At 71.2% G+C, this 25,821-nt stretch carries 24 protein-coding genes; 16 read left to right on the plus strand and 8 right to left on the minus strand.

Annotation, left to right across the window (positions count from 1 at the left end; genetic code table 11):
• Positions 1–10 precede the first annotated feature (10 nt).
• Entirely contained in the window at positions 11–1,378 is a 1,368-nt protein-coding gene (locus tag ACIOD2_RS24690; RefSeq protein ID WP_400542233.1) for an L-serine ammonia-lyase, read from the plus strand.
• Here ACIOD2_RS24690 and ACIOD2_RS24695 read toward each other — a convergent pair.
• Complete coding sequence (locus ACIOD2_RS24695) at positions 1,365–1,601, minus strand: hypothetical protein (RefSeq protein WP_400542236.1); 237 nt, start codon at positions 1,599–1,601, stop codon at positions 1,365–1,367. The genes ACIOD2_RS24690 and ACIOD2_RS24695 overlap by 14 nt on opposite strands.
• A 200-nt stretch (positions 1,602–1,801) precedes the next feature.
• Between ACIOD2_RS24695 and ACIOD2_RS24700 the strand changes: the two genes are divergently transcribed.
• Both ACIOD2_RS24700 and ACIOD2_RS24705 read left to right on the plus strand, forming a co-directional pair.
• The gene (locus tag ACIOD2_RS24700) at positions 1,802–2,530 is read left to right on the plus strand and encodes a FadR/GntR family transcriptional regulator (RefSeq protein ID WP_400542239.1); all 729 of its coding nucleotides are present in this window, start codon (positions 1,802–1,804) and stop codon (positions 2,528–2,530) included.
• A gap of 89 nt (positions 2,531–2,619) precedes the next feature.
• Positions 2,620–4,572: a transglycosylase domain-containing protein gene (locus ACIOD2_RS24705; RefSeq protein WP_400542242.1), complete on the plus strand. Its 1,953-nt coding sequence runs from the start codon at positions 2,620–2,622 to the stop codon at positions 4,570–4,572.
• Positions 4,573–4,576: 4 nt separating this feature from the next.
• On the opposite strand, the gene ACIOD2_RS24710 is transcribed toward ACIOD2_RS24705, so the two are convergent.
• Complete coding sequence (locus ACIOD2_RS24710) at positions 4,577–5,233, minus strand: O-methyltransferase (protein ID WP_400542245.1); 657 nt, start codon at positions 5,231–5,233, stop codon at positions 4,577–4,579.
• Positions 5,234–5,301: 68 nt separating this feature from the next.
• Between ACIOD2_RS24710 and ACIOD2_RS24715 the strand changes: the two genes are divergently transcribed.
• On the plus strand, positions 5,302–6,630 hold the full coding sequence (locus ACIOD2_RS24715; RefSeq protein ID WP_400542248.1) for a PLP-dependent aminotransferase family protein: 1,329 nt from the start codon (positions 5,302–5,304) through the stop codon (positions 6,628–6,630).
• Between the two features lie 331 nt (positions 6,631–6,961).
• The gene (locus tag ACIOD2_RS24720; RefSeq protein WP_400542251.1) at positions 6,962–7,633 is read left to right on the plus strand and encodes a S1 family peptidase; all 672 of its coding nucleotides are present in this window, start codon (positions 6,962–6,964) and stop codon (positions 7,631–7,633) included.
• Here the strand turns inward: ACIOD2_RS24720 and ACIOD2_RS24725 are convergent, their stop codons facing one another.
• From ACIOD2_RS24725 to ACIOD2_RS24735, 3 genes are all read right to left on the minus strand, one after another.
• The gene (locus ACIOD2_RS24725) at positions 7,634–9,430 is read right to left on the minus strand and encodes a hypothetical protein (RefSeq protein WP_400542254.1); all 1,797 of its coding nucleotides are present in this window, start codon (positions 9,428–9,430) and stop codon (positions 7,634–7,636) included.
• A gap of 362 nt (positions 9,431–9,792) precedes the next feature.
• Positions 9,793–11,763 carry an SDR family oxidoreductase gene (locus ACIOD2_RS24730; protein ID WP_400542257.1) on the minus strand — a complete coding sequence of 657 codons (1,971 nt, stop codon included), beginning with the start codon at positions 11,761–11,763 and terminating at the stop codon, positions 9,793–9,795.
• A gap of 67 nt (positions 11,764–11,830) precedes the next feature.
• On the minus strand, positions 11,831–12,034 hold the full coding sequence (locus tag ACIOD2_RS24735) for a hypothetical protein (protein WP_247062208.1): 204 nt from the start codon (positions 12,032–12,034) through the stop codon (positions 11,831–11,833).
• A 213-nt stretch (positions 12,035–12,247) separates the two neighbouring features.
• On the opposite strand from ACIOD2_RS24735, the gene ACIOD2_RS24740 reads away from it, so the two are divergent.
• Both ACIOD2_RS24740 and ACIOD2_RS24745 read left to right on the plus strand, forming a co-directional pair.
• Positions 12,248–13,471, plus strand: a complete 1,224-nt coding sequence (locus tag ACIOD2_RS24740) for an NAD(P)/FAD-dependent oxidoreductase (protein ID WP_400542261.1) — start codon at positions 12,248–12,250, stop codon at positions 13,469–13,471.
• 17 nt (positions 13,472–13,488) lie between these two features.
• Positions 13,489–14,091: a hypothetical protein gene (locus ACIOD2_RS24745; RefSeq protein WP_400542264.1), complete on the plus strand. Its 603-nt coding sequence runs from the start codon at positions 13,489–13,491 to the stop codon at positions 14,089–14,091.
• Here the strand turns inward: ACIOD2_RS24745 and ACIOD2_RS24750 are convergent.
• The gene (locus ACIOD2_RS24750; RefSeq protein WP_400542267.1) at positions 14,069–15,295 is read right to left on the minus strand and encodes a multidrug effflux MFS transporter; all 1,227 of its coding nucleotides are present in this window, start codon (positions 15,293–15,295) and stop codon (positions 14,069–14,071) included. The two genes, ACIOD2_RS24745 and ACIOD2_RS24750, sit on opposite strands and share 23 nt — an antisense overlap.
• Before the next feature lie 202 nt (positions 15,296–15,497).
• On the opposite strand from ACIOD2_RS24750, the gene ACIOD2_RS24755 reads away from it, so the two are divergent.
• Genes ACIOD2_RS24755 through ACIOD2_RS24780 form a run of 6 tightly spaced genes read left to right on the plus strand, consistent with a single transcriptional unit; the run spans position 15,498 to position 21,976 of the window.
• Positions 15,498–16,349 (plus strand): fumarylacetoacetate hydrolase family protein, encoded by an 852-nt coding sequence (locus tag ACIOD2_RS24755; protein ID WP_400542270.1) that lies wholly within the window; start codon positions 15,498–15,500, stop codon positions 16,347–16,349.
• Positions 16,350–16,351: 2 nt separating this feature from the next.
• On the plus strand, positions 16,352–17,656 hold the full coding sequence (locus ACIOD2_RS24760) for an enolase C-terminal domain-like protein (protein WP_400542273.1): 1,305 nt from the start codon (positions 16,352–16,354) through the stop codon (positions 17,654–17,656).
• The gene (locus ACIOD2_RS24765; protein WP_400542276.1) at positions 17,649–18,395 is read left to right on the plus strand and encodes an SDR family NAD(P)-dependent oxidoreductase; all 747 of its coding nucleotides are present in this window, start codon (positions 17,649–17,651) and stop codon (positions 18,393–18,395) included. Before ACIOD2_RS24760 ends, ACIOD2_RS24765 begins: the two co-directional genes overlap by 8 nt.
• Before the next feature lie 43 nt (positions 18,396–18,438).
• Positions 18,439–19,473: a sugar ABC transporter substrate-binding protein gene (locus tag ACIOD2_RS24770; protein ID WP_400543238.1), complete on the plus strand. Its 1,035-nt coding sequence runs from the start codon at positions 18,439–18,441 to the stop codon at positions 19,471–19,473.
• Positions 19,470–20,966, plus strand: coding sequence for a sugar ABC transporter ATP-binding protein (locus tag ACIOD2_RS24775; RefSeq protein ID WP_400542279.1), 1,497 nt, complete (start codon positions 19,470–19,472; stop codon positions 20,964–20,966). Before ACIOD2_RS24770 ends, ACIOD2_RS24775 begins: the two co-directional genes overlap by 4 nt.
• Positions 20,963–21,976 (plus strand): ABC transporter permease, encoded by a 1,014-nt coding sequence (locus ACIOD2_RS24780; RefSeq protein WP_400542282.1) that lies wholly within the window; start codon positions 20,963–20,965, stop codon positions 21,974–21,976. Before ACIOD2_RS24775 ends, ACIOD2_RS24780 begins: the two co-directional genes overlap by 4 nt.
• A gap of 108 nt (positions 21,977–22,084) precedes the next feature.
• Here ACIOD2_RS24780 and ACIOD2_RS24785 read toward each other — a convergent pair whose 3' ends face one another.
• Positions 22,085–22,804 (minus strand): FadR/GntR family transcriptional regulator, encoded by a 720-nt coding sequence (locus ACIOD2_RS24785; RefSeq protein WP_392763448.1) that lies wholly within the window; start codon positions 22,802–22,804, stop codon positions 22,085–22,087.
• Between the two features lie 81 nt (positions 22,805–22,885).
• Here ACIOD2_RS24785 and ACIOD2_RS24790 point away from each other — a divergent pair, with 81 nt between their 5' ends.
• Genes ACIOD2_RS24790 through ACIOD2_RS24800 form a run of 3 tightly spaced genes read left to right on the plus strand, consistent with a single transcriptional unit; the run spans position 22,886 to position 25,024 of the window.
• Positions 22,886–23,224, plus strand: a complete 339-nt coding sequence (locus tag ACIOD2_RS24790; RefSeq protein WP_392763451.1) for an L-rhamnose mutarotase — start codon at positions 22,886–22,888, stop codon at positions 23,222–23,224.
• Positions 23,225–23,228: 4 nt separating this feature from the next.
• Positions 23,229–24,197 carry an aldo/keto reductase gene (locus tag ACIOD2_RS24795; protein WP_400542287.1) on the plus strand — a complete coding sequence of 323 codons (969 nt, stop codon included), beginning with the start codon at positions 23,229–23,231 and terminating at the stop codon, positions 24,195–24,197.
• On the plus strand, positions 24,194–25,024 hold the full coding sequence (locus tag ACIOD2_RS24800; RefSeq protein WP_400542290.1) for an amidohydrolase family protein: 831 nt from the start codon (positions 24,194–24,196) through the stop codon (positions 25,022–25,024). Before ACIOD2_RS24795 ends, ACIOD2_RS24800 begins: the two co-directional genes overlap by 4 nt.
• A gap of 67 nt (positions 25,025–25,091) precedes the next feature.
• Here the strand turns inward: ACIOD2_RS24800 and shbA are convergent, their stop codons facing one another.
• The gene (shbA, locus tag ACIOD2_RS24805; protein ID WP_392763457.1) at positions 25,092–25,745 is read right to left on the minus strand and encodes an RNA polymerase sigma factor ShbA; all 654 of its coding nucleotides are present in this window, start codon (positions 25,743–25,745) and stop codon (positions 25,092–25,094) included.
• Between the last annotated feature and the right edge of the window lie 76 nt (positions 25,746–25,821).

Genomic DNA, 25,821 nt, shown 5'->3' on the forward strand with positions numbered 1-25,821 from the left:
GGGCAGATCAATGGCGATCAGCGTCTTCGACCTGTTTTCCATCGGCATCGGGCCGTCGAGTTCCCACACCGTCGGCCCGATGCGGGCGGCACTGACCTTCGCGGACGGCCTCGGCGACGAGCTCGGCAAGACCGCGCGGGTGCAGGCCGAGCTGTTCGGCTCGCTCGGCGCGACCGGTTTCGGCCACGGCAGCGACAAAGCCGTCCTGCTCGGGCTGTCCGGTGAACGTCCCGAGGACATCGACACGGACACCGTTCCGGTTCGCGTCGCGGCGATCCGTGAGTCCGGGCGGCTGCTTCTGGCCGGCACGCACGAGATCGCGTTCGACGAGGACAACGACCTCACCATGCACCGCCGCAAGTCCCTGCCCGCGCACCCGAACGGCATGGTCTTCCGCGCCTTCGACGCGGACGGCACGCTGCTGCGCGAGCGGACGTACTACTCGGTCGGCGGCGGGTTCGTCCGCGACGAGTCGTACGAGACGGACGCGGTGTTCGTCGAGGACGCGACGCCCGTGCCGTACCCGTTCCGCACCGGCGCGGACCTGCTCGGGCACTGCGCGTCGACCGGCCTGCCGATCAGCGAGATCATGATGGCGAACGAGCTTTCGTGGCGTTCGCGCGACGAGGTGCGGGACGGCCTGCTGCGGATCTGGGCCGTCATGGCGGAGTGCGTCCGCAACGGCTGCGTCCACGAAGGGGTGCTGCCGGGCGGGCTGAAGGTGCCGCGCCGGGCCCGCGCGCTGCACGAGAAGCTGCTCGCCGAAGACGGCGTCGGCGATCCGCTGTACGCGATGGACTGGGTGAGCCTGTACGCGCTGGCGGTCAACGAGGAGAACGCCGCTGGTGGCCGGGTAGTCACCGCGCCGACCAACGGCGCCGCCGGGATCATCCCCGCGGTCCTGCACTACTACCAGCGGTTCATCCGGCACTCGTCGGACGACGGGATCGTCACGTTCATGCTCACCGCGGGCGCGATCGGCTCGATCCTCAAGCAGACGGGCTCGATCTCCGGCGCCGAGGTCGGCTGCCAGGGTGAGGTCGGCTCGGCGTCCGCGATGGCGGCGGCCGGCCTGACCGAGGTCCTCGGCGGCTCACCGGCCCAGGTGGAGAACGCGGCCGAGATCGGCGTCGAGCACCACCTCGGGCTGACCTGCGACCCGGTCGGCGGCCTGGTGCAGATCCCGTGCATCGAGCGCAACGCGGTGGGCGCGTCGAAGGCCATCCACGCGGCCCGGATGGCGATGCGCGGCGACGGCAGTCACGTGGTGACGCTGGACAAGGCGATCAAGACGATGCGCGAGACGGGCGCGGACATGAGCGTCAAGTACAAGGAAACCGCGCGCGGCGGCCTGGCGGTGAACGTCATCGAGTGCTAGCCGGGGCCCCCGGCTCTGCTGACTCTTCCGGCTCCACGGCCAGCCGCAGGCCGACCTCCACGAGGGTCCAGCCGAACTGCTGGCGCCGGGTCCCGGTGTGGCGCCGTGGCGTCGCCCGGCCCGGCGGACGGTTGCGCACTCCGTGGCGCAGCTCGTTCTCGCGCTCGTGGACCAGGTCCTCGGCCATCAGGAAATGCACCGGATCGCCCCCTGCGTCGTTCATCGGTGTCGTGGGACCATCGTCGCCGACGGTGCCCGTCCGGTTCCACCGGTTTTTCGCACAACGAACACAGTGTGACGGCCGGGCCGAGCATGGTCCACTCCGACGATGCGATCCGTGCCGGAACGGACACCGAGTGTGTCCGGGTCGGCCGAGGCGGGTGAACCACCCGGCCTCCGCGGCCCGCGGCCTAAACTCGCGGGATGGAGTCGACCTCGGTGGTGAATGCCGGCGAAGCGCTGTTCCGGCCGGTCCGCGCGGGCAACGCCTTCGAGGAGACCGTCGAGCGGCTGCTGCAGGCGATCCGCCTCGGCGTGGTGGGCGCGGGGGAGCGGCTTCCGTCCGAGCGTGAGCTCGCCGAGCGCCTCGGGGTCAGCCGTGTCACGCTCCGCGAGGCCATCCGAGCGCTCTCCGACGCCGGTTACGTCGAGTCACGACGAGGGCGGTACGGCGGCACGTTCGTGAACGAGACCCTGCCCGGCCCACCCGAGCGCTCAGCCGACGCGGCCGCCGTCGACTCGGTGGTGCTGGAGGACGCACTGAGCCTGCGCTACGTCCTGGAGACGGGCGCGGCGGAGATGGCCGCGGCCCGCTCGCTGAGCCCGGCCGACCGCCAGCACCTGACGGGCACCCTGGCTGAGGCAGCGGGCGCCGACCTCGAGGACTACCGCCGCAAGGACTCCCGCCTGCACCTGGCGATCGCCGAGGTCACGGCCTCGGGCTCGCTGACCACGGCGATGGCCGACGCGCGGACCAAGGTGAACCAGCTGCTCGACCGGATCCCGCTGCTGCAGCCCAACCTGGAGCACTCGAACGCCCAGCACGAAGCCATCGTGGACGCGATCCTGGCGGGCGACGCCGAAGCGGCCCGCCAGGTGATGGCGGAGCACATCGAGGGAACGGCTTCGCTGCTGCGCGCCTTCCTGGCCTGACCTGACGCCGTCAGGGCGTCTTGACAGGATTCTGACAACCTCGTTAATTCTCCACAGAACCTTTTCAGCCGACCGGGCGTCATCCATTCGTGACCTCGACGACGACGGAACCCGACGACGCCGATGACGCCGACGCGACGCCCGGCACCCCGCGGCGACGGCGGTGGCGGCGGATCCGGCGGATCGGGTACTGGACCGCCGGTGTGCTCATCGGCGGACCCCTGATCGCCTTCTGGATCGCCTACCTGGTGCTCGACGTCCGCAGCCCGCAGGAAGTCCTCGCCGGGCTCGACAAGACCGTCGTCCTGAACTACTCGGACGGGTCGCCGCTGCTCAAGGTGATCCCGGCCGACGGCGACCGGATGTTCGTGCCCTACGCGCAGGTGCCCGCGAAACTGCGCGACGCGATCATCGCCACCGAAGACCCGACCTTCTGGGACAACCAGGGCTTCGACCCGACCGGCATCGGCCGCGCGTTCCTCACCGGCGTCGGCGGCGGGTCCGGGATCACCCAGCAGTACATCAAGAAGTCCACCGGTGACGACGACGCCACAGTCGGGCGCAAGTTCGCCGAGCTCGTGCTGGCCACGAAGATCACCCAGGAACAGAGCAAGGAACAGATCTTCGAGAGCTACGTCAACATCATCTCCTTCGGCCGCGGCACGTTCGGGCCCGCCGCGGCGATGAACGCCTACTTCGGCAAGAAGCTCGACGACTCGATGACCTGGAGCGAGGCCGCGTTCCTGGCCGGGATGATCCAGTCGCCGTCGGTGCACGACCCGGCGGCCTCCGGCGACGCGCACGCCGCGCGGCGCTGGCAGTACGTGCACGACAAGCTCGTCGCGCGTGGTTACGTGAAGAGCGACGAGACCATGGCCTACCCCGGTGCGGAGATCCAGCCGCCGTCGGAAACCCGCGCCGGCCGCGTCACCTACGACGAATTCCACATCAAGCAGCAGGTCCTGGCGGAGCTGGAACAGGACGGCTTCCCGCTCAGCCGGCTGCAGGAGGGAAACATGACCGTCGAGACGACGCTGGACCGGAAGGCGCAGGAGGCCGCGAAGAAAGCGTTGCAGGACAGGCTGAAGGGCGAGCCGAAGGAGTTCCGCGGCGCCGTCGTCGCCGTCGACCCGAAGACCGGGGCCGTGCGCGCCTACCAGGGTGGTGACCAGGGTGTCCGCGACTACGCGAGCACCCCGCACGCGGCCGGTTCGGCGTTCTACCCCTTCACGCTCGTCGCGGCGCTGCGCCGTGGTTACGGCCCGGACCAGCCGCTCCCGTCACCGGAGAAGCAGGAGTTCCTCGGCGAGAGCTTCCAGTACCCGGCCGTCTGCGGCCCCGAGTGCACCCCGCGCACCGCCATGGAGACCCACGCCGACAGCCCGTTCATCGACCTGGCGAAACAGCTCGGCCCGGACGCGGTGAGCGAGGCCGCGCGGCAGGCCGGCATCCCGGAGACCGTCGACGGCGTGCCGACCATGCGGGAGAAGGACGGCTTCCTGATCGGCGCGGGCATCGCGATCGGCCGGTACCCGTTGCGGCCGCTGGACATGGCGGGCGCGTACGCGACCTTCGCCGCCGACGGTGTACGCACGACGCCGCACCTGGTGGCGAAGGTGCGCGACGAGAGCGGCGCGGTCGTCTGGGAGCACACCGACACCGCGCGGCCGGCCTTCGGCGGGGACGGCGACGCGAGCCGCCGCATCGCCCAGGACGTCACCGGCACGCTGGTCACGAAGCTCGGTGACGGCCGTCCGGCGGCGCTGCGCACCGGCGAGGCCGAGCACGGCATCTCCCCGGACAACCAGGACGCCTGGGCCGTCGGGTACACCCCCCAGCTGGCCACCGCGGTCTGGATCGGCTCCGACGACGAGCGGCTGCTCAAGGACGCGACCGGCGCCAAGCTCACCGGCGACGTCGTCCCCGGCGACATCTGGCGCACGTTCATGGCGGCAGCTCTCGACGGTCAGCCGATCCGCCCGCTCGGCGGCGGCGAGCGGAAGGTGCTCGCGCCGCCGCCGGAGATCCGCCCGCGGCGGTGACACCTCAGCGCACCAGGCCGAGCACGAACCCGTCGTACCCCTTCCCACCGACGGTCTGGACGGCGGTCGCGTCCAGCCGCGGCTCGGCGGCGAGCAGCTCGAACATCCGCCGCGCGCCCACGACGTAGGAGTCGGTGCTCTGCGCGTCGACCACGGCGCCCTGCCGGACGACGTTGTCGACCACGATCGTCGTGCCCGGCCGCGACAGCTCCAGCGCCGCGCTCACGTACCCGGCCAGGTTGATCTTGTCCGCGTCGATGAAGATGAAGTCGAACGGCCCGTCGAGGGTCGGCAGCGTGTCCAGCGCGGCGCCGACGCGGATGTCGACGACGTCTTCGCCGAAGCCCGCCCGCGCCAAGTTCGCTCGTGCGACGTCGGCGTGCTTCTGCTCGTACTCGCAGGTCACCAGCCTGCCGCCGGCGGGAAGCGCGCGGGCCAGCCAGATCGTGCTGTACCCGCCGAGCGTGCCGATCTCGAGGATCGACCGCGCGCCGGCGAGGCGCGCCAGCAGGTTCAGCAGCTTGCCCTGGTTCGGGGCGACGGCGATCGACGGCAGGCCGGCGGCCGCGGAGTCGGCCAGCGCGGCGTCGAGCACCGGATCGGGACTCAGCACGGCGTCGGCGAAGTACTCGTCGACCGCGGCCCAGGTGTTGTCGGTCATGGGACCCAACCTAGCGGGATCCGGGCCGGTGGGATCATGACCGGGACGGCCGAGCAGGGAAGGTGGACATGGACGACTACCGCGTCGTCGCGGACACCCTCGCTGCCGACATCGAAGCCGGCCGCCTGCGTCCCGGTGACCGGCTCCCGCCGCAGCGCCGCTTCGCGCGGCAGCACGGCATCGCGAACTCCACCGCCGCCCGGGTCTACGGCGAGCTGGTCCGGCGCGGCCTGGCCGTCGGCGAGGTCGGCCGGGGCACGTTCGTCCGGGCCGCGAAGCCGCCGCCGGAACCCGCGCTCGCCGAGCCCGGGGACGCCCGCGTCGACCTCGAACTCAACTTCGCCGTGCTGCCCGGCCAGTCCGCGAACCTCGCCCGCGCGCTGGAACCGTTGCTGCGCCAGGACGTCCTGACCGCGGCGCTGCACCCGGTCGGCGCGGCGGGCACCCCGGCCGCGCGGACGGCGGCGGCCGCGCTGCTCACCCGCGGCGACTGGCGCCCGGACCCGGCGACGGTGCTGTTCACCGGCAACGGCCGCCAGGCCATCGCGGCGGCGATCGCCGCGTTCGTGCCGGTGGGGGAGCGGCTCGCGGTGGAGTCGCTGACCTACCCGGTGCTCAAGGGCGTCGCCGCGCGGCTCGGCGTGGAGCTGGTGCCGATCGAGACGGACGACGACGGTCTGGTGCCTGCGGCGCTGGAGGCGGCCGGTCCGGTACGCGCGCTGTACGTCCAGCCGACCCTGCACAACCCGCTCGGCACGACGATGCCCCCGTCCCGGCGCGCGGCCCTCGCCGAAGCCGTGGCCCGGCTGGACATCCCGGTGATCGAGGACGGCATCTACACGTTCCTGCGCGGTGAGGTCCGCCCGTTCGCCGCGTTCGCGCCGGAGCGGACGGTGTTCGTGGACAGCCTGTCCAAGCGCGTCGCCCCGGGGCTGACGGCGGGTTTCCTGGTGCCCCCGCCGGCGTGGACGGCTCGGCTGGCGTCGGCGATCCGGTCAGGCGGCTGGGCGGCTGGGCGGTTCGCGCTCGAAGCGGCGACCCGCTGGATCACGACGGGCACCTTGGCGGAGGTCGAGACGGCGAAGCGCCGTGACGCCGCTTCGCGTGCTGCGGTGCTGGAGGAGAAGCTGGCCGGTTTCACGGTGCTGGGCGACCCGGCGTCGTACCACCGCTGGTGGGTGCTGCCGGAGCAGTGGCGAGCGGAAACGTTCGTCGCGGCGGCGGCCCGCCGTGGGATCGCGTTGTCCCCGGCGTCGGCGTATGCGGTGTTGCCGGGGCATGCGCCGAACGCGGTGCGGATCGCGGTGTCAGCGCCGCCGGTCGAGACCCTGGCTGCGGCGCTGGAGGCTCTCGCGGCTCTCGCCTCCGGCACGCCGGACGACTTGTTCGTGGACTAGCTCGCGGTTTCGGCGCTATCGGTCGAAATGCTCGAACCAGCCCTTGCAACGCCGGCGTCCGGCGGCCCAGGCGACTTGTTCGTGGAGTAGATCACGCAACCATCTCGGCCTGGCATACGTACTCATAAGAGTGAGGACGAAATCGCGCGGCCGCCGCGGGCCGAGGCTGGGGGCTGCCGCTGTCGCGGCTGTCGTGGGAGCCGGGCTGGCCTGCGCTTACACCACTTTTGGTGCGTCGCTGATCGCGAGCGCCGATGCGCCACGTCATGCCGCTGTCACCCAAAGCAGTACTACCGCGAGTAGTCCGACGACTCCGGTGCTCAGTCGTCCGGTGCCCGATCCGGTGATTCCGTTCAACGCCAAGCTGACTTCCCAGGACATTCCGGTCCCGGACGGCGGTGTGCGCAGCGGTGCGTGCAGCGGCTCGCTCGTCGATCCCGAGTGGGTCGTGACCGCCGGGCACTGCTTCCACGACGTCAACGACGTCCGCGTCGGGGGCAAGCCGCGCTACCACATGACCGTGACGCTCGGGAAGCTCAAGGACAGCGACACCGGCGGTGAGTCCGCGGAGGTGATCGACGTCCGGCAGTCCGCGCTCAACGACCTCGCCGTGGTCAAGCTGAGCAAGCCGATCACCGGCATCACCCCGCTGAAGCTCGCGGACGAGCCGCCGGCGAAGGGGCAGCCGCTCAAGTTCGCCGGCTGGGGGTCGGTGTCGGCCACCGTCGTCGCGCCGTCGGATCACCTCAAACGCGGGAACTTCACCGTCGCGAAGATCCGGCAGACCACCCTCGAAGCCGCGCCGGTCGTGACGCGGACCGTCGAGAACAGCCCGTGCAAGGACGATTCGGGCGGCCCGTTCTTCACCTCGGACGACGACCGCACAGGCACCCTCGTGGCGATCGTCAACGACGGCCCGGCGTGCCCCCAGCCCGGCCTCGAGGTGATCGCGCGGGTCGACGTCGTCGCGAACTGGATCCACCAGCAGATCAACGAAGGCTGATCAGCGCGCGTACTTCCCGACAAAACTCCCGCAGGTCACCGCTTGCCCGGTGAGCTTCGCCTGAATCGCCTTCTCCAGCCCGAGGTAGTCGAACACCGGCGTGTCCAGCGGGATCTGCGTGGGCACCGGGCCGCCGGTCGCGAGCTGCCGGATCGAATCCGTCTGGAACAGCACCAGGTAGTCGCCCTCGCGGTTGAGGTCGCCGGCCTCGTCCAGCATGCGCTGCGGCGCGTCGCCGACGATCTCCAGCGGCAGCGGCCACTCCAGCGGGAACGGGTTGCGCAGCCCGAACGCGGGGTAGGCGAACGAGCTGTCGGGCAGGATCGCCGTCCGGCCCGCCGGGAACTCCGCCAGGCAGTCGCGGATCTGCTGGACGTACCGGAACGTCGAGGGGTTCGTGCGGATCCCGCTCATCGCCGGGGTCACCGCGCCGAGGTCCTCGGTCAGCTTGTCGTGGCTCAGGTCGAGGTAGGCGGCCTGGTCGTGCCGCGCGACGACGACCCAGCCGCACACCGCCACCGCCGTCAGGCCCGCCGTCGCCGTCACCCAGCGCCGGGCCAGCCGCGGTCGCGGCGGGACGACGGCGCTCAGCAGCAGCAACGTCGTCAGGGCGAGCGTGCCGGTGAGCAGGGTCGGGGTGTCGTTGCCCCACGACAGGCTGGTCATGAAGCCGGTCGCGAGCACCAGCAGCCCGGCCCACGGCACCTTCCGCGTCACGGCCGCGTTGACCAGCACGCTCAGCGCGACGATCCACCACAGCACGTCCGCCCAGCGCGACGAGCCGGTGAACCGGCCGTCGACCACGGTCAGGACCACGGCCGTCGCGCCGCCCAGCACCAGCACCCAGGACGCCGCGCGCCCGGCCGCGCCGAGCCGGTCGCCCGGCAGCCGGACCGCGAGCAGCACCACCGAGATCGCGGCGAAGAAGCTCAGCTCCCGCACCGGCGCCCGGGTCAGCACCTCCGGATCGTCCAGCCACAGCCCGAGCAGCCGTTCGCCGTACGCGGGCACGCCGCCGGTCAGCTGCTCGACCATCTCCGAGAACCCGCCGCCCAGGCTCACCCAGGCCACGTACGCCAGACCGGGCGCGCCGAGCGCGAGCAAGTCGAGGACCAGGCGGCGCCACCAGCGTGCCGTCCGCAGCGCCCCGGCTCGCGTCGACGGGTGCAGCAGCAGCCAGAAGACGCCGATCACCGCGGCCAGCACGAAGCTCTGCTTGACGAACACCGCGCAGCCGAGCAGCGCCAGGCCGCCGCGCCGGGCGAGCGCGTGGTCGCCGCGCAGGCCCGCGTCCAGGGCCCAGGCGCCGCACGCGGTGAGGGCGATGCCGTCGACCGTGTGCCAGGCCATCAGCGGGAACGCGTTGAGGTTGATCAGCGAGGCCGCCGCGACCATCGCCGTCATGCCCGGCCCCCAGGCCAGCACGCGGCGGCGGGTGACCAGCGCGGCGAAGGCGATCGTCGCCACGATGATCTCGATCATGGACAGGAAGCTCGACCCGAAGAACAGCGGCATCGGCAGCGCGAAGTCGACGACGTGCAGGACAGCGGAACCGAGCGGGCGCGCGGAGATGATCTCGGCGTGCGGCACTTCCCCCTGCAGCACCCGCCAGGCCTGGGCGAGGATGAAGCCCTGGTCGGACGGGTGGAAGCCGAAGCGGCCGACGCGCAGTTCGGTGGCCAGCGCGAGCAGCACGACCCAGCAGGCGTGCACGCTCCAGCGCAGCAGCGGCCGGGACCGCGTCGCGGGAACGGGTTCCGGGGCGGCGGTGGCGCGCACAGGACTCGCCACGTCCACGCCCGCCCGCCTTCCGCTCCCGATCACACCCGGGAAGCGATGGTAGCGGCCGTGGTCGGCACCGGGATGAACCGCACCACCGGGCCCGCCCGGTCCACCCGGCCTGGGGCGACGCCGGCCCCGCATGCCGTGAAGGCCACCTTGAGGGACTCTGAGTCCCTCAAGGTGGCCTTCACGGACTTGGTGAGTGTCACCCGGTCGTGGTGCGGGCCGTGCCGATCGCGGCGGTCGTGCTGCGTTCCCCAGCGGTGGATTCCGGCATTTCTGACTCCCCAGTTCATGCTCGATCTGATGAACGAGACTCGCGCGAGGGTAGAAGTACCGTCGTCGTGAATCCAGGGTTTTGCCGGAATTCGCACGGATCAGGCACGACTGCGCCAGATAACGCGGGTCAGCGCCGCCGCGACGGCCGCCGGCGCGGGCCGGCTCCGCAGCCCGCGTGCCTCGGGCGCCGACTCCCGCGTCGCGCTGTAGGCGAGGTGCGCGGCGAAGCGGGAGAGCCGCGGGGCGGCGAGCGTGGCCAGCTCGGCCGCCCGCCCTTCGGGGAGGCTGAGGATCGCGGGACGCTCTTCGAGGGCCTTGACGACGAGTGCGGCCGCGCGTTCCGGGCTGCTCGACGGGATCCCGCGGTAGCCGGTCGGCGCGATCATCGGCGTCCGCACCAGCGGCATCCGCACGGACGTGAAGGTGACGCCGTCCGAGAGCGTCTCGCGCCCGGCGGCCAGCCCGAACTCCTCCAGCGCCGCCTTCGAAGCCAGGTACGCCGAGAAGCGCGGGGTGTCGGTCTGCAGGCCCATGGTGGTGACGTTGACGACGTGGCCGAAGCGCCGCTGCGCCATCGACGGCAGCAGCCCGAGGATGAGCCGGACCGGGCCGAAGTAGTTGATCGCCATCGTGCGCTCGTAGTCGTGGAACCGTTCCGTGGACAGCGAAACCGAGCGCCGGATCGACCGGCCGGCGTTGTTGACCAGCATGTCGACCGCGCCGTGGTCGCCGAGCACGTCCTTGACCAGCGCGTCGACCGCGTCGCCGTCGGTGAGGTCGCACGGGTACGCCGCCGCGACGCCGCCGGCGGCCGTGATCTCGCTTCGGACGTCGTCGAGCTCGTCAGCCCGCCGGGCCACGAGGATCACCTTCGCGCCCTTGCGCGCCACGGCGAGGGCGGTGGCCCGCCCGATGCCGGACGACGAGCCGGTGACCAGCACCGTCCGCCCGGCCAGGCCGTGGGTGCGGCGGGCGCGGTCGGGGTCGAGGTGTGCCCGCCAGAAGCGGTGGAGCGGGGCGGCGTAGTCGCGCAGCTCCGGGAGCTGGATGCCGCTGCCGAACAACGCGGTCGTCGTGCGCGCGGTGTCGAAGACGACCTCGGTGCTCAGGTGCGGCAGGACTTCGAGGGGAATGCCCAGCTCTTCGAGGACGGCGGCCCGGGTCGCCCGCCCGCCGGGCACGCGGTCGATCCCGGCGGCGGCCGCGTGCGCGAGCCGGGTGCCCGCGCGGCGCAGCACGTTCGACGGCTTCGCGGGCAGCACGGCCCGGACCGTCGGCCCGCCCGCGACGCGCGCGAAGGCGTTGTAGACGGAGTTCAGGGACTGCGGACGCGCGGCGGCGAGGTGGTAGGTCGCACCGGACGGCGCGTCCCGGTGCATCAGGAACTCCATCGCCTCGACGACGTAGTCGACCGGCACCAGGTTGGTCGCGCCGAGATCGGGCGCGGCCAGCGGGAGACGCCGGGGCAGCGCCGCCAGCCGCGAGATCGCGGGCAGGAAGTAGTACGGGCCGTCGATCTTGTCCATCTCGCCGGTGCGCGAATCACCGACGACCGCCGAGGGCCGGTAGACGCGGTGGGGCAGCGGCTGCTCGCGGACGAGCTTCTCGGCCTGGAACTTCGTGGCGTGGTACGGCGAGCCGAAGCGCTGGCCGAGGTCGAAGTCGGCCTCGGTGAAGCGCCCGGCGTGGTCACCCGCGACGGCGATCGAGGACACGTGGTGCACGAGCCCTGCCTCCGCCGTCGCGGCGAAGGCGAGCAGGTGCCGGGTGCCCTCGACGTTGGCGCGCCGGTTGGTCTCCTCGTCCGCGGTGAGGTCGTAGACCGCGCCCAGGTGCACGACGTGGTCGAGGTGCGGCAGCCCGGCGGGATCGACGCCGAGCCGCGGCTCGGTCAGGTCGCCGACCACGGAATGGAGCTTGTCCGTGCCTTCCGCGAGCACGGCCAGCCGCTCCCGGGAGGTCTCACGCACGAGTGCGTACACGGCGGACGTCTCCGGCCGCCGCAGCAGCCGGGCGACCAGGCGTTTCCCGAGGAAGCCCGTCGCGCCCGTCACGAAGTAGGTGGTCATGGCCGGTCCCTTGCGCTCGTCGTCGTGGGGCCGACTCTAACCTACTGGAAAGTAGGAACGGTAGTTGTCAGGTTTCCACCTTGTCGTCGGCGGTCGCCACGATGGCGTCACGCAGGGCGGCCCGCAGCCGTCCGACGTCCAGCGGCCCGAGCACCGCCGCCTCGCCCGGTGGCGCGACGAGCACCACCTTGTCGTTGCTGACGAACACCGTCACGTCCCTGCGCCTGCCGGCCAGATCCCGGCAGGTGACCGACCATTCGCCCCGACTCACGGTCGCCGCCTCCGATTCCTTCGTGGGTCCTTCATGGGTGTGCTTCGTGCGGGGGTGGGATGGGCCCGCCACGGGGCCATGACGCCGGTTCACCCGATTTGCCTACTCGCGAGTTTTCCCTTGCGGAACGAGAGGTTCCGGCGTACCGGGATGTGGTGTCGCGGGTTCGGGAGTAGGTTCGCGCCAGGATTGCTGTCGCCGGTGGAGGTCAGGATGTCGGAGCCGCGGAAGATCGTCGTCGTCGGAGCGGGCCTGGGCGGTGCGTCCGCCGCGGCCGCGTTGCGCGAACGCGGTTATACCGGCGAAGTCCTGCTCATGGGGTCCGATCCGCACCGGCCGTACGAGCTGCCGCCGCTGTCGAAGGGCGTGCTGCTCGGCACCACGGATGAACCCGATTGGGTGCACGACGAGAAGTTCTACGCGGAGAAGGACATCCGGTTCACTCCCGGTGTCACCGCGACCCGCGTCGAGCTGGGCGCGCGGCTGGTGCTGGACGACGCGGGCGGCGAGCACCGCTACGACCGGCTGGTGCTGGCCACCGGCTCACGCCCGCGCACCTTGCCGATCCCCGGCGGCGACCTGCCGGGCCTGTACACGCTTCGCAGCCTCGACGACGCCCTCAAGCTGCGGTCCGCGTTCGCCGAGGCGGAACGCGTGGTCGTGATCGGTGCCGGCTGGATCGGCTCGGAAGCCGCGGCGGCCGCGCGCTCGCACAACGCGGACGTCACCGTGGTGGACCCGGTGGCGGTGCCCCTGGCGAACGTCATCGGCGAGACGGTCGGCGGGGTGTTCCGGGACCTGCACACGGAAAACGGCGTCCACTGGCGCCTGGGCGAGCAGGTCGCGGAGATCACCGGCGGCCCGGACGGCGTCCGCGGCGTCAAGCTGGGCAACGGCGACGAGCTGCAGGCGGACGTGGTCCTGGTGGCGGTCGGCGCGGCCCCGCGGGGCGAGCTGGCCCACGCGGCGGGCCTGGAACTGTCGGACGACGGCGGCGTCGCGGTGGACGCGGGCCTGCGCACGGCGGCCCCGGACGTCTACGCGGTGGGCGACATCGCCGCCCACTTCCACCCGCGCTACGGCCGCCGCATCCGCGTGGAGCACTGGCAGAACGCGAAGGACCAGGGCACGTACGTGGCGCAGAACCTGTTGGGGGAGAACGAGCCTTACCTCGCGTCTCCGTATTTCTTCACGGACCAGTACGACCTGGGTTGCGAATACCGGGGTCTGGCGGACCCGGCTGCGGACGAGCTGGTGGTGCGCGGAGACCTTGCGTCACGCGAGTTCACGGCGTTCTGGCTCCGCGACGGTCAGGTCTCGGCGGCGATGAACGTGAACATGTGGGACGACGGGGATGCCTTGAGCGCGTTGGTCGACGGCCGCACGAAGGTGACGGCGGAGCAGCTCAAGACAGGGAACCTCGCGGACATCGGCTGAGAGCCAAGCCTGCTCACATGAACAACACCCCCGCTTGGCTGACCATCGCTGTCGCCGGTACGACAGCGTTGGTCGCCCTTCTGACGGCGTCGATCACCACGTGGTTGACGACGAGAAGCGCGAACAGGAGATCGGCGACCGAGCTGGAGCAGCAACGAGAGCGGTTCGCCCAGGAGCTCGAGCACCAGCGCGAGCTGGAACGCCGGAAGCTCTTGTTCGGGTTGAGAGCAGAGATCTACCTGAAGATCACCCAGGTGTTCGCGGATGCCGTGGCCGCTCTTTCCGCCTATCTGTCCAGTCAGTCCGATGGCGACACGGAAACCGTTCACGAGCTGGCCGGCGCGCTGCGCAGGTTGCAGGATCTGGTCACCTCGTGCGCCATCATCGCTTCCGAGGACGTCACATCGGCAGCTCGTGCTTTCGGCGGTCGCCTCCGCGCGACCCTCGATTGGCTCGCTCGGCCGGACATGAAGCTGCGGGGGCGGAACTTCGACCACGTTTGGGACCCCACGGTAGACGCCTTCGAGCTACTCACGAACGCCATGCGAGTCGATCTGGGATCGATCGATGACGGCTCGAGAGAGGTGAACAACCGGCTCAAGACAGCGGATCTGGCCTGATCGCCGGCCGGGTCAGGGTCAGGAACGCGACCAGCGCCAGCAACGCGAACCCCGCGATGGTCGCCGCCATCGGGACGGCCGTTCCTGGCCCGCCCAAACCCACCAACGGTGTCGCCACGCCGCCCACCACGAACTGCAGCACGCCCAGCAGCGCCGACGCCGCGCCCGCCGAACGGGCGTGTTCGGCCAGGGCCAGGGAGCTCGCGTTCGGCATGACCAGGCCGATGCTCGACACCAGCAGGAACAACGACACCAGCAGCGCGGCCAGTGGCAGGTGTGCCCACGCCGACACCAGTACGAAGATGCCACCGAGAGCGCCCAGCAGAAGGCCGGACAGCAGCAGTGTGCGCTCGGAGATCCGGCCGACCAGGCGGCCGTTCAGCTGACCCGCCAGCACGATGCCGACGCCGTTGGCGCCGAACACCACGCTGTAGGCCTGCGGGCTCAGCCCGTACACCCCCTGCAGCGCGAACGACGACCCCGAGATGTAGGCGAACATCGACGCGAACAGCAGGCCGGAGGCCAGCGCGTAACCCGCGAACGACCGGTCCACCGCCAGCCGCCCGTACGTCTTCATCACGCGGCCCAGCCGCGCGGGCGAGCGGCGGGATGCGGGCAGCGGCTCCGGCAAGAAGAAAGCCACCACGGCCAGCAGCACCGCCCCGAACACCGTCAGCACGACGAACACCCCGCGCCAGGACGTCCAGTTCAGCAGCTGCCCGCCGATCAGCGGGGCGAGGATCGGGGCCAGGCCGCTGACCAGCATCAGCGTCGAGAAGAACTTCGTCATCGCGGTGCCGGAGTACAGGTCGCGCACCGCGGCGCGGGCGATCACGATGCCCGCGGCGGCGCCGAGGGACTGGATGCCCCGGGCGGCGACCAGCAGCCACGCGTCCGGGCTGACCGCGCACAGCACCGAGCCGAGGACGTACAGGACCAGCCCCACGAGGAGCGGCCCGCGACGGCCCAGGGCGTCCGACAGCGGCCCGAGCACCAGCTGGCCCAGCGCGAGGCCGACGATGAACGCGCTCAGCGTCAGCTGCACCGTCGTGTCCGCGGCGTGCAGGTCGCCCGCCATCTGCGGCAGCGCCGGCAGGTACATGTCGATGGACAGGGGCCCGAACGCCGAGAGCCCGCCCAGGATCAGGACGAACTTCAGCTGCGCGCGCCGGGTCGGCGCGGTAGGTTCCGCTGCGGTGGTCATCGGCCTCCTAGGGTCACTCAACGGAGCAGCGACGCAGTGACCAGGGCTATTCCGCCTGTGAGTGGTGACACCCCGTGCTCGGACGGGTCGTGAAGCGACACTGATCCGACCAATTTCGCGTCGATTACGCAAGGGCTCTGGATCGACGGCCCTGTCTGCGATATACATCGGATGTCTGGTCGTGCTGGTGAAGGGAACATCCGTGCAGCTTGTACGTCTCGGAGAGCCGGGTAGTGAGCGTCCGTACGTCCGCGCCGACGACGGCGTGACCTACGGGCTGAGCGGCCTGACCGCCGACGTCGACGGCGGGTTCCTCGCTGCCGGCGGCGTCGCCCGCGTGGCCGCCGCGCTCGCCGCGGGGGAGCTGCCGCAGGAAGACGTGACGGGTTTGCGTGTCGGCTCGCCGATCGCCCAGCCCGGCAAGGTCGTCTGCATCGGGATGAACTACCGCCGCCACGCCGAGGAGACCGGCGCGACGCCGCCGACCGAGCCGGTCGTGTTCATGAAGGCGCCGGACGTCGTGGTCGGCCCGGGTGACGACGTCCTCATCCCGCGCAAGTCGGTCAGCACCGACTGGGAGGTCGAGCTCGGCGTCGTCATCGGCAAGACCGCCCGCTACCTCGACAACGTTGACGAAGCGCTGGACCACGTCGCCGGGTACGTCGTCTCGAACGACGTCTCCGAGCGCGCGCTCCAGTTCAGCACCGCCCAGTGGGACAAGGGCAAGTCCTGCGAGAACTTCAACCCGCTCGGCCCGGCGCTGGTGCCCGCGGCCGAAGTGCCCGACCCGCAGGACCTCGGCCTGCGGCTGTGGGTCAACGGCGAGAAGAAGCAGGATTCCTCGACCAAGGACATGATCTTCTCCGTGGCCGAGATCATCCACCACCTGAGCCAGGTGATGGTGCTGCGCCCCGGTGACCTGATCAACACCGGCACGCCCGAAGGTGTCGCGCTCGGCCAGCCCGACCCGAAGCCGTACCTGCGCGACGGCGACGTGATCGAGCTGGAGATCGACGGCCTCGGCCGGCAGCGCCAGACCGCGAGGCAGGCCTGACCATGGCGAAGATCATCGGCATGGAGGTCCTCGACGTCCGGTTCCCGACGTCACGGGAGCTGGACGGCTCGGACGCCATGAACCCCGACCCGGACTACTCCGCGGCCTACGTCGTGCTGCACACCGACGCCGGCCCGGACGGTTACGGCCTCGCGTTCACCATCGGCCGCGGCAACGACGTCCAGGCCGCCGCGATCCGCGCGCTCGCGCCGCACGTCGTCGGCCGGGACGTCCCGGAGGACGCGGCCGCGCTCGGCGACCTGTCACGCACGCTCGTCGGCGACTCGCAGTTCCGCTGGCTGGGCCCGGAAAAGGGCGTCGCGCACATGGCGGTCGGCGCGGTGGTCAACGCCGCGTGGGACCTCGCCGCGCGCCGCGCCCAGCTGCCCGTCTGGAAGTTCGCGGCCCGGATGACGCCGGAAGAACTGGTCAGCCTGGTCGACTTCCGGTACCTGTCCGACGCGCTCACCGAAGCCGAAGCGCTCGACATCCTGCGTGCCGCCGAACCCGGCCGCGCCGAGCGCACCGCGCAACTGGAAGCGCACGGCTACCGCGCCTACAGCACGTCTCCCGGCTGGCTCGGGTACGCCGACGCGAAGCTGGTCCGGCTGTCCGAACAGGCCGTCGCGGACGGCTTCGACATGATCAAGCTCAAGGTCGGCGGCAACCTCGACGACGACGTCCGCCGGATGAAACTCGCCCGCGAGACCGTCGGTGACGACATCCGCATCGCCGTCGACGCCAACCAGCGCTGGGACGTCTCCGCCGCGATCACCTGGATGACCGCGCTCGCGCCGTACGACCCGTACTGGATCGAGGAACCGACGTCACCGGACGACATCCTCGGGCACGCCGCCATCGCGAAAGCGCTTGCGCCGATCCGCGTCGCCACCGGTGAGCACGTCCAGAACCGGGTGATGTTCAAGCAGCTGCTGCAGGCGAACGCGATCTCGGTGCTGCAGCTGGACGCCGCGCGTGTCGGCGGGTTCAACGAGAACCTGGCGATCCTGCTGCTGGCCGCGAAGTTCGGTGTCCCGGTGTGCCCGCACGCCGGCGGGGTCGGGCTCTGCGAGCTGGTGCGGCACCTGTCGCTGTTCGACTTCGTCGCGGTGTCGGCGACCGACACCGACCGCAGCATCGAGTGGGTCGACCACCTGCACGAGCACTTCACCGACCCGGCCGTCGTCGAGCGCGGCCGGTACCTCGCCCCGACCGTCCCCGGGTTCTCCGCGCGCATGCACGACGCCACGCTGCGCCGGTTCCGCTTCCCGGACGGTCCCGAGTGGACGGAGACCGCAAGTGAGTGAATTCGAGGGCCTGGTGGCCGCCGTCACCGGAGGCGCCTCGGGGATCGGCCTCGCGACAGCGACGTTACTGGCCGAACGTGGCGCGCAGGTGGCCGTCCTGGATCTGAAGCCGGGTGACGACGGCTTCCGGTGTGACGTCTCCTCGGACGACGAAGTGCGCTCGGCCATCGACGCCGTCGTGGAACGCTTCGGGCGCCTGGACATCCTCGTCAACAACGCCGGCATCGGCGCGCAGGGCGACGTCACCGCCAACGGCGACGACGAGTGGCACCGCGTGTTCGACGTCAACGTCGTCGGCATGGTCCGGCTCGCCCGGGCCGCCCTGCCACACCTCAGGAACTCGCCGTCCGCGGCGATCGTCAACACCTGCTCCATCGCGGCCTGGGCCGGCCTGCCCAGCCGCGCGCTCTACTCGGCCACCAAGGGCGCGGTGCTCTCGCTGACCCTGGCCATGGCGACCGACCACCTGCCCGACCGGATCCGCGTCAACTGCGTGTGCCCGGGCACGGCGGACACCCCCTGGGTGGGCCGGCTGCTCGACTCCGCGGGCGATCCGGCGGCCGAACGCGCGGCGCTGGCCGCACGCCAGCCGATGGGCCGCCTGGTCACCGCCGACGAGGTGGCGAACGCCATCGTCTACCTCGCCAGCCCGCTTTCCGCTTCGACCACCGGCACCGCGCTCGCGGTCGACGGCGGCATGTACGGCCTGCGCCCGCGCGGTCCGGTGCAACCCCAATAAGACTTTTTTCGCTGTCATCAAGGAGGATGCGGTGCACAACAGGGTGATCCAGGTGGCCGCCACGGCCGCCGTCTGCGGCTTGGTGCTGGCCGCCTGCGGGTCCACTAAGGACAATGCGGCCGCGCCCAGTGCGGGCGGGGGCGACACCGGTGGCAAGGTCGGCGCGACCCTGCCGCTGCTGACCTCGCCGTTCTGGCAGGCCTACAACAACTACGTCCCGCAGATGGCCAAGTCCGAGGGCGTCGACGTCCTCCCGACGGTCAACGCCGACAGCGACCCGGCGAAGCTGATCACCGACATCGGCACTTTCCTCAACCAGGGCGTCAAGGGCCTGGTCGTGACGCCGCTGGACTCCGCGGCGATCGTCGCCGGGCTCAAGCAGGCGGAGAACAAGGGTGTGCCGGTGGTGGCGGTCGACGTCGCCCCCGAGAGCGGCAAGGTCGCCATGGTCGTGCGGGCCGACAACAAGGCCTACGGCACCAAGGCGTGCGACGCGATCGGCGAGAAGGTCAAGTCCGGCAAGGTCGTGCAGATCCAGGGTGACCTCGCCTCGGTCAACGGCCGCGACCGCTCGGAGGCCTTCAAGGCCTGCATGGCGCAGAAGTACCCGGGCATCCAGGTGCTGGACATCCCGGCCGAGTGGAAGGCCGACAAGGCGTCCTCCGGCCTGGACAGCATGCTGACGGCCAACCCGGACATCAAGGGCGTCTACATGCAGGCCGGCGGCGTCTACCTCGCCCCGACCGAGCAGGCGCTCAAGCGCAAGAACCTCTCCTTCCCGGTCGGCGACCCGAAGCACATCGTGCTCGTGTCCAACGACGGCATCCCGCAGGAGCTGGCCGCGATCCGGGCCGGCGAGCTGGACGCCACGGTGTCCCAGCCCGCCGACGCGTACGCGAAGTACGGCCTGTACTGGCTGAAGAAGGCCATGGCGGGCGAGACGTTCAAGCCGGGCCCGACCGACCACGGCAGCACGATCGTCGAGATCAGCCCCGGTATCCTCGAGGACCAGCTGCCCGCGCCCGTCATCACCAAGGCGAACGTGGACGACAAGGCCCTGTGGGGGAACAACCTGTGAGCCCCGTCGTCAGCGCCCGCGGCGTCGGGAAGCGCTACGGCCCGACCGTGGCGCTGCACGACGTCAGCCTCGAGGTCAACCCCGGTGAGTCGCACGCGCTGGTCGGGCGCAACGGGGCCGGCAAGTCGACACTCGTCTCCATTCTCACCGGACTGTCCGCCACGGACACCGGGCACGTCGAGTTCGGCGGCGAGCCGGCCCCGCCCCTGACCAAGCAGGACGACTGGAAGGCGCGCGTGGCCTGCGTCTACCAGCACGCGATGGTCGTCCCGCAGCTCACGGTGGCCGAGAACCTGTTCCTCAACCGGCAGGCCGGGGGCGGGTTCTCGATCGGCTGGAAGAAGCTGCGGCGGCAGGCCGAGGAGCTGCTCGGGTCGTGGGACGTGCACGTCGACGTCGACACCCCGGCCGGCGAGCTGTCGGTCGAGGACCGGCAGTTCGTCGAGATCGCCCGCGCTTTGTCCTACGGCGCCCGGTTCATCGTGCTCGACGAGCCGACCGCGCAGCTGGACAAGCAGGCCATCGAGCGGCTCTTCGAGCGGATGCGCCAGATGCAGGCGGGCGGCGTGACGTTCCTGTTCATCTCGCACCACCTGCACGAGGTGTACGAGGTCTGCCAGGCGGTCACGGTGCTGCGCGACGCGAAGCACGTGCTGACCGCCCCGGTGGCCGAGGTCGGCCGGGCCGAGCTGGTCGACGCGATGACCGGCGAACCGGGCGGCCTGTCCGTCCGCGACGCCGCCACGCGGGACGCCCTGGAAGCCGACGCGGCGGAGATCCTGCAGGTCGACGGCCTGTCCGGCGCCGGCTTCCACGACGTCTCCTTCCGGCTGCGCCGGGGTGAGGTCGTCGGGCTCGCGGGCAGCAACGCCAGCGGGAAGCACCAGGTCGCCGAGACGGTCTACGGCCTGCGGACGCCGTCGGCGGGCACCGTCCGGGTCGAAGGCAAGCCGTTGCGGTCCGGCGACATCCCGGGGGCGCTGAAGGCCGGGATCGGCTGCGTGCCGCGCGACCGGCACCACGAAGGGCTGGTGCTGGAGCACCCGATCATGGACAACACCACACTGTCCATCTTGGACAAGATGGGCCGCGGCGGGATCGCTTCGCCGAAGACGCGGTTCACGAAGGCGTCGCAGGCATTGGCGGACTACGGCATCGTCGCCGCCAGCGCCGAGCAGCCGGTGTCCGACCTGTCCGGCGGCAACCAGCAGAAGGTCGTCCTCGCACGGGCCCTGGCCAGCGACCCGCGGGTCGTGGTGCTGATCAACCCGACGGCCGGCGTGGACGTGAAGTCGAAGGAGGCGCTGCTCGCGGTCGTCGACCGGGTGCGCGCCGAAGGCAAGGCGGTGCTGATCGTCAGCGACGAGCTCGACGACCTGCGCCTGAGCGACCGGGTCCTGGTGTTGCGCGCCGGGGCCGTGGTCGCCGAGCACCAGGCCGGGTGGTCCGACGGCGACCTCGTGGCCGACATCGAAGGAGTCGAGCTTTCGTGACCGACGTGATGACCGATCCGCAGACGGAGCTGCCCGCGCCACCCCGGCGCCGGAAGGCCGTCTGGCTGCGTGAACTCGCGCTGCTGCCCGCGCTCGTCGTGGTGTTCGTCATCGGCGGCCTGGTCGACGACACGTTCGTCGGCTGGAACAACATCGTCAGCATCCTGACGGCGTCGGCGGCGCTGTCGCTGGTCGTGCTCGGCGAGTCGCTGGTGCTGATCACCGGGAAGTTCGACCTGTCGCTGGAATCCACCATGGGCCTGGCGCCCGCGCTCGGCGCGATGGTGGTGATCCCGGCCGCGTCGGCCGGCTTCGGCGTCGAACTGCCCGCCGCCGTCGGCCTGCTGGTGATCCCGCTGTGCGGGGCGCTCGTCGGGTTCGTCAACGGCTTCCTGATCGTGAAGCTGAAGCTGAACGCCTTCATCGTCACCCTCGCCATGCTCACCGTGCTGCGTGGTGTGCAGGTGGGTTCGACCAAGGGCAAGACGCTGTTCAACCTGCCGGACTCGTTCACGAACCTGGCGACCACGACGTTCGCCGGGCTGCCGATGTCGGTGTGGCTGGCGGCGGTGCTGTTCGCGGTCGCCGGCTGGGTGCTGCGCTACCACCGCGTCGGCCGCGCGCTGTACGCGATCGGCGGCAACCGCGAAGCCGCGCGGGCGGCCGGTGTGCGCGTCGACCGGATCGCGTGGGGGGTGTTCGTCGTCGCCGGGATCCTCGCGGCGGTCGGCGGCCTGGCCTACACGGGTTACGTCGGCGCGCTCGGCGCGAACCAGGGCTCGGGGCTGATCCTGCAGGTCTTCGCGGCCGCGGTGATCGGCGGCGTCTCGCTCGACGGCGGCAAGGGCACCCTCGTCGGCGCCCTCACCGGCGTCCTGCTGCTGTCGTCGGTGTCCAGCCTGCTCAACTACGCGCACGTCACGGCGGAGTGGCAGGGGGCCATCTACGGCGCCATCATCCTGGTCGCCCTGATCATCGCCCGGTACGCGGGCGGCAAACCCCAAACCTGAGCCGCACCCCGTGATCATCCGACGTTCAAAGCCGTGAAGGCCACATTGAGGGACTCAGAGTCCCTCAATGTGGCCTTCACGGACCACTGCCAGGAGGTGCCGGTGGCCTCAGGAGGCTTCCGCGGCCAGGTCGGGCGTCGTCGGGTCGTCGGCCGTGCCCAGTGCGTTGCGCAGCCACTGCTCCACGCCCGCGACGTGCACGGTCGCCCACGAGCGCGCCAGTTCCGGCTCGCGGGCCGCGATGGCCTCGTAGATCGCCGAGTGCTGTTCCCGGGTCTTCGCGACCGCGCCCTCCTGGGTGAGGCCGCGCCAGATCCGGGCCCGGGCGGTCGGCCCGGAGAGGCTGTCGAGCAGCGAGCAGAGCACCGGGTTGCCGGACCCGTCGGCGATCTTGCGGTGGAACTGGAGGTCGTTGGCGACGAGGGCCTCGACGGTCGGCGAGTCGGCCAGCTCCCCGAGCAGGGTGCCCAGCTCCGCGATGTCGTCGTCACTCATGTGCAGCGCGGCCAGCGCGGTCGCGGCCGGCTCGAGGATCCGCCGCACCGCGAGGAAGTCGAGCACGGTGTCGTCGCGGTGGAAGTCGACCACGAACGTCATGGCGTCGAGCAGCAGGTTCGGCTCGAGGCTGGTGACGTACGTGCCGTCGCCCTGGCGCACGTCGAGCACCCGGATCAGGCACAACGCCTTGACGGCCTCCCGCAGGGAGCTGCGTGAAAGCCCGAGCCGCTGGGCCAGCTCGGCCTCCTTCGGCAGCCGGTCGCCGGGCGCCAGCTCGCCGGAGATGATCATGTCCTTGATCTTGTCGATCGCGACATCGGTGACGGGCATCGTGTCCGCCCTTCCCTGCAACAGACCTCGGATGTTTGGGTGTTACTCCCCAGCGTGCCATGTCCCGGCTAAGGAGTGGTCATGACCCACGGTCCCGCACCTCAAAGAGTGGCTCTCCACACGAAGCTGAAACCCGGCAAGGAGGCCGACTACGAGTCCGTCCACGCCGTGATCCCGCCCGAGCTGGACGTCGCGCTGCGCGAGGCCGGGGTCCGCACCTGGCGGATCTGGCGTAACGGTCTCGACCTGTTCCACGTCCTCGAAGTCGACGACTACGCGGCGATGCGGGCGGCGTTGCGGGACCACCCCGCGAACGTCCCGTGGCAGGCCAGGATGGCCGAGCTGCTGGCCGTCGAGGACGACTACTCCGGCGACGACACCGGCATCGGGCTGGTCTGGGAACTGCCGGTGAAGGAGTGACCGCGTGAACCTCTCCCTGTCCCCGCTCGGTCTCGGCTGCGCGCAGCTGGGCAACCTGTACCACGCCATCAGCGACGAGACCGCCGCCGCGACCGTCCGGCGTGCCTGGGACGAGGGCGTCCGCTACTTCGACACCGCACCCCACTACGGCCTGGGGCTGTCCGAAACCCGCCTCGGCGCGGCGCTGCGCGACCTCCCGCGTGAGGAGTACGTGCTGTCCACGAAGGTCGGCCGCGTGCTGGAGCCGAACCCGGACGGCGCCGGCCGGAAGGACGACGAGGGCTTCGCCGTCCCGGCCGCCTACAAGCGCCGCTGGGACTTCAGCCGTGACGGCGTCCTGCGGTCGTTCGAGGACAGTCTCACCAGGCTCGGCCTCGACCGCGTCGACGTCGTCTACGTCCACGACCCGGACGACCACTTCGAACAGGCGCTGCGCGGCGCCTTCCCGGCGTTGCGCGAGCTGCGGGAGCAGGGCGTGATCGGCGCGTTCGGCGCCGGGATGAACCAGGCGCCGATGCTGGGCGAGTTCGTCCGCCGCACCGACCTCGACGTCGTGCTGGTGGCCGGCCGCTACACGCTGCTCGACCAGCCCGCGCTGGACGAGCTGCTGCCGCTGTGCGCCGAGCGCGACGTCACGGTGGTGGTCGGCGGCGCGTTCAACGGCGGCATCCTGGCCACCGCGGAACCCGGCAGCGTCTACGACTACGCCGAGGCGCCTGCCGAGCTGGTCGAGCGGGCGAGCCGGATCGCGAAGATCTGCGCGAAGCACGGCGTCGAGCTGCCGGAAGCCGCGCTGGCCATGCCGATGGCGCATCCCGCGGTGGCGTCGGTCGTCGTCGGCGCGCATGATCCGGAGCAGGTGAGCGTGAACGCGCGGCGGGCCCGGGCCGTCGTGCCGCCGCAGCTGTGGACCGAACTCGTCGACGCCGGGTTGCTGCGCGCCGACGTCGTCATCGCCGAAGGAGTCGCATGATCGACGCGCACCACCACCTCTGGGACCCGTCGCGGCGCGAGTACCCGTGGATGGCGGGTGCCGCGATGGACCCGATCCGCCGTCCCTACACCGCCGAGGACCTGCGCGCGGTGACGAAGGCGGCCGGGGTGCACGCGACCGTGCTGGTCCAGACGGTGTCGGCGCAGAAGGAGACCGAGGAGTTCCTCGCGACGGCGAAGGCGGAGCCGGTGATCGCCGGGGTCGTCGGCTGGGTCGACCTGCGGGCCCCGGACGTCGCGGACCGGCTGGCGGCGCTGCGCGAACAGGGGCCGCTGGTGGGGATCCGCCACCAGGTCGAGGAGGAGCCGGACGACGACTGGCTGCTGCGCCCGGAGATCGTGGCGGGGCTGAGCGCCGTCGCCGACGCCGGGTTGGTGTACGACCTGCTGGTGCGGCCCGCGCAGCTCGCGGCGGCCGGCGAGGTGGCGCTGCGGCTGCCGGGGCTGCGGCTGGTCCTGGACCACGCGGCGAAACCGCCGATCGCGGCGGGGGAGTGGGAGCCGTGGGCGTCCGCGGTCGCCGCGCTCGCCGAGCGCGAGAACGTCGTGTGCAAGCTGTCCGGCCTGGTCACGGCGGCGGACTGGTCGGGCTGGGAGGTCGGGCACCTGCGCCGCTACGTCGACCACGTGCTGGACGCGTTCGGCCCGGCACGGCTGCTGTTCGGCTCCGACTGGCCGGTGTGCGAGCTGGCGGCGGCGTACGAGGTGGTCCTGGACGCGGCGGTTTCGCTGACGAGCTCGCTCTCGGACCCCGAGCGCCTGGGGTTCTTCGAGCACAACGCCCGAAGCGTCTATGCCCTGAGCTGAGGTTGGATGCGGGCGGGGAACGTCCCCCAGGGGGTAAGAGAGGTTCCCCGCCCGCCGGTGTGAAAGGTCAGAACTCGTCGTCGCGGATCATGCCGCGCAGACGGGTGAGCGCGCGGTGCTGCGTGACGCGCACGTTGCCGGGTGAGATGCCGAGTGCCTCGGACGTCTCCGTCGCGGACAGGCCGACGGCGATGCGCAGGGTCAGGATCTCCTGCTGCACCCGGGGCAGCGTGGCGAGCAGCCGGCCGAGGCGGGCACCGAGGTCGAGCGAGAGGGCGCGGGTCTCGGGCTCGTTGCCGACCAGCGGGCGCTCGGGGAGCTCGGGAACGGGCTCGGAGCGGTCGCGGGCCACGGCGCGGTAGGCGTCGGCGACCTTGTTGGCCGCGATGGCGTGCACGAGGTAGAGGAAGGAGCCGCCGCGGTCCTGGTAGTCCGGGAGGGCCTTCAGCACCGCGAGGCACACTTCCTGGGCGACGTCGTCGGCCGACAGGTAGGAGAGGTCACGCCCGCCCATCCGGGCGCGGCAGTAGCGCACCACCACCGGCTCGATCATCTTGAGCAGGGTGTGGACGGCGGCGGGGTTGCCCTCGCCCGCGTCCTTGACGAGCGGGTCGAGGTCTTCCTTCGTCAACCGCCCGCCTGGCCGGGGCAAGGACTCCGGAGTGCGGTAATCGCGAACCTCCGTGGTGGATTCCTCGGTGGTCCTCGGCGGTGCTGTCATGGTCGTCTCCCCGGCCGACCCTCGACCGTCGCTGCCGGGGGTTCAACTCTCCGTAACGGTGTGATCGCAGGTACTC

Origin of the sequence: Amycolatopsis sp. NPDC088138, assembly GCF_044741685.1 — a bacterium.
In the GTDB taxonomy this organism is placed as follows: Bacteria; Actinomycetota; Actinomycetes; order Mycobacteriales; family Pseudonocardiaceae; genus Amycolatopsis.

Bases quoted from the DNA above. Each gene is read 5' to 3' on its own strand.
- ACIOD2_RS24690 (WP_400542233.1), top strand. From the start codon at position 11: ATGGCGATCAGCGTCTTCGACCTGTTTTCCATCGGCATCGGGCCGTCG.
- ACIOD2_RS24695 (WP_400542236.1), bottom strand. From the start codon at position 1,601: ATGAACGACGCAGGGGGCGATCCGGTGCATTTCCTGATGGCCGAGGAC.
- ACIOD2_RS24700 (WP_400542239.1), top strand. From the start codon at position 1,802: ATGGAGTCGACCTCGGTGGTGAATGCCGGCGAAGCGCTGTTCCGGCCG.
- ACIOD2_RS24710 (WP_400542245.1), bottom strand. From the start codon at position 5,233: ATGACCGACAACACCTGGGCCGCGGTCGACGAGTACTTCGCCGACGCC.
- ACIOD2_RS24715 (WP_400542248.1), top strand. From the start codon at position 5,302: ATGGACGACTACCGCGTCGTCGCGGACACCCTCGCTGCCGACATCGAA.
- ACIOD2_RS24730 (WP_400542257.1), bottom strand. From the start codon at position 11,763: ATGACCACCTACTTCGTGACGGGCGCGACGGGCTTCCTCGGGAAACGC.
- ACIOD2_RS24740 (WP_400542261.1), top strand. From the start codon at position 12,248: ATGTCGGAGCCGCGGAAGATCGTCGTCGTCGGAGCGGGCCTGGGCGGT.
- ACIOD2_RS24745 (WP_400542264.1), top strand. From the start codon at position 13,489: ATGAACAACACCCCCGCTTGGCTGACCATCGCTGTCGCCGGTACGACA.
- ACIOD2_RS24750 (WP_400542267.1), bottom strand. From the start codon at position 15,295: ATGACCACCGCAGCGGAACCTACCGCGCCGACCCGGCGCGCGCAGCTG.
- ACIOD2_RS24760 (WP_400542273.1), top strand. From the start codon at position 16,352: ATGGCGAAGATCATCGGCATGGAGGTCCTCGACGTCCGGTTCCCGACG.
- ACIOD2_RS24785 (WP_392763448.1), bottom strand. From the start codon at position 22,804: ATGCCCGTCACCGATGTCGCGATCGACAAGATCAAGGACATGATCATC.
- ACIOD2_RS24790 (WP_392763451.1), top strand. From the start codon at position 22,886: ATGACCCACGGTCCCGCACCTCAAAGAGTGGCTCTCCACACGAAGCTG.
- ACIOD2_RS24800 (WP_400542290.1), top strand. From the start codon at position 24,194: ATGATCGACGCGCACCACCACCTCTGGGACCCGTCGCGGCGCGAGTAC.
- shbA (WP_392763457.1), bottom strand. From the start codon at position 25,745: ATGACAGCACCGCCGAGGACCACCGAGGAATCCACCACGGAGGTTCGC.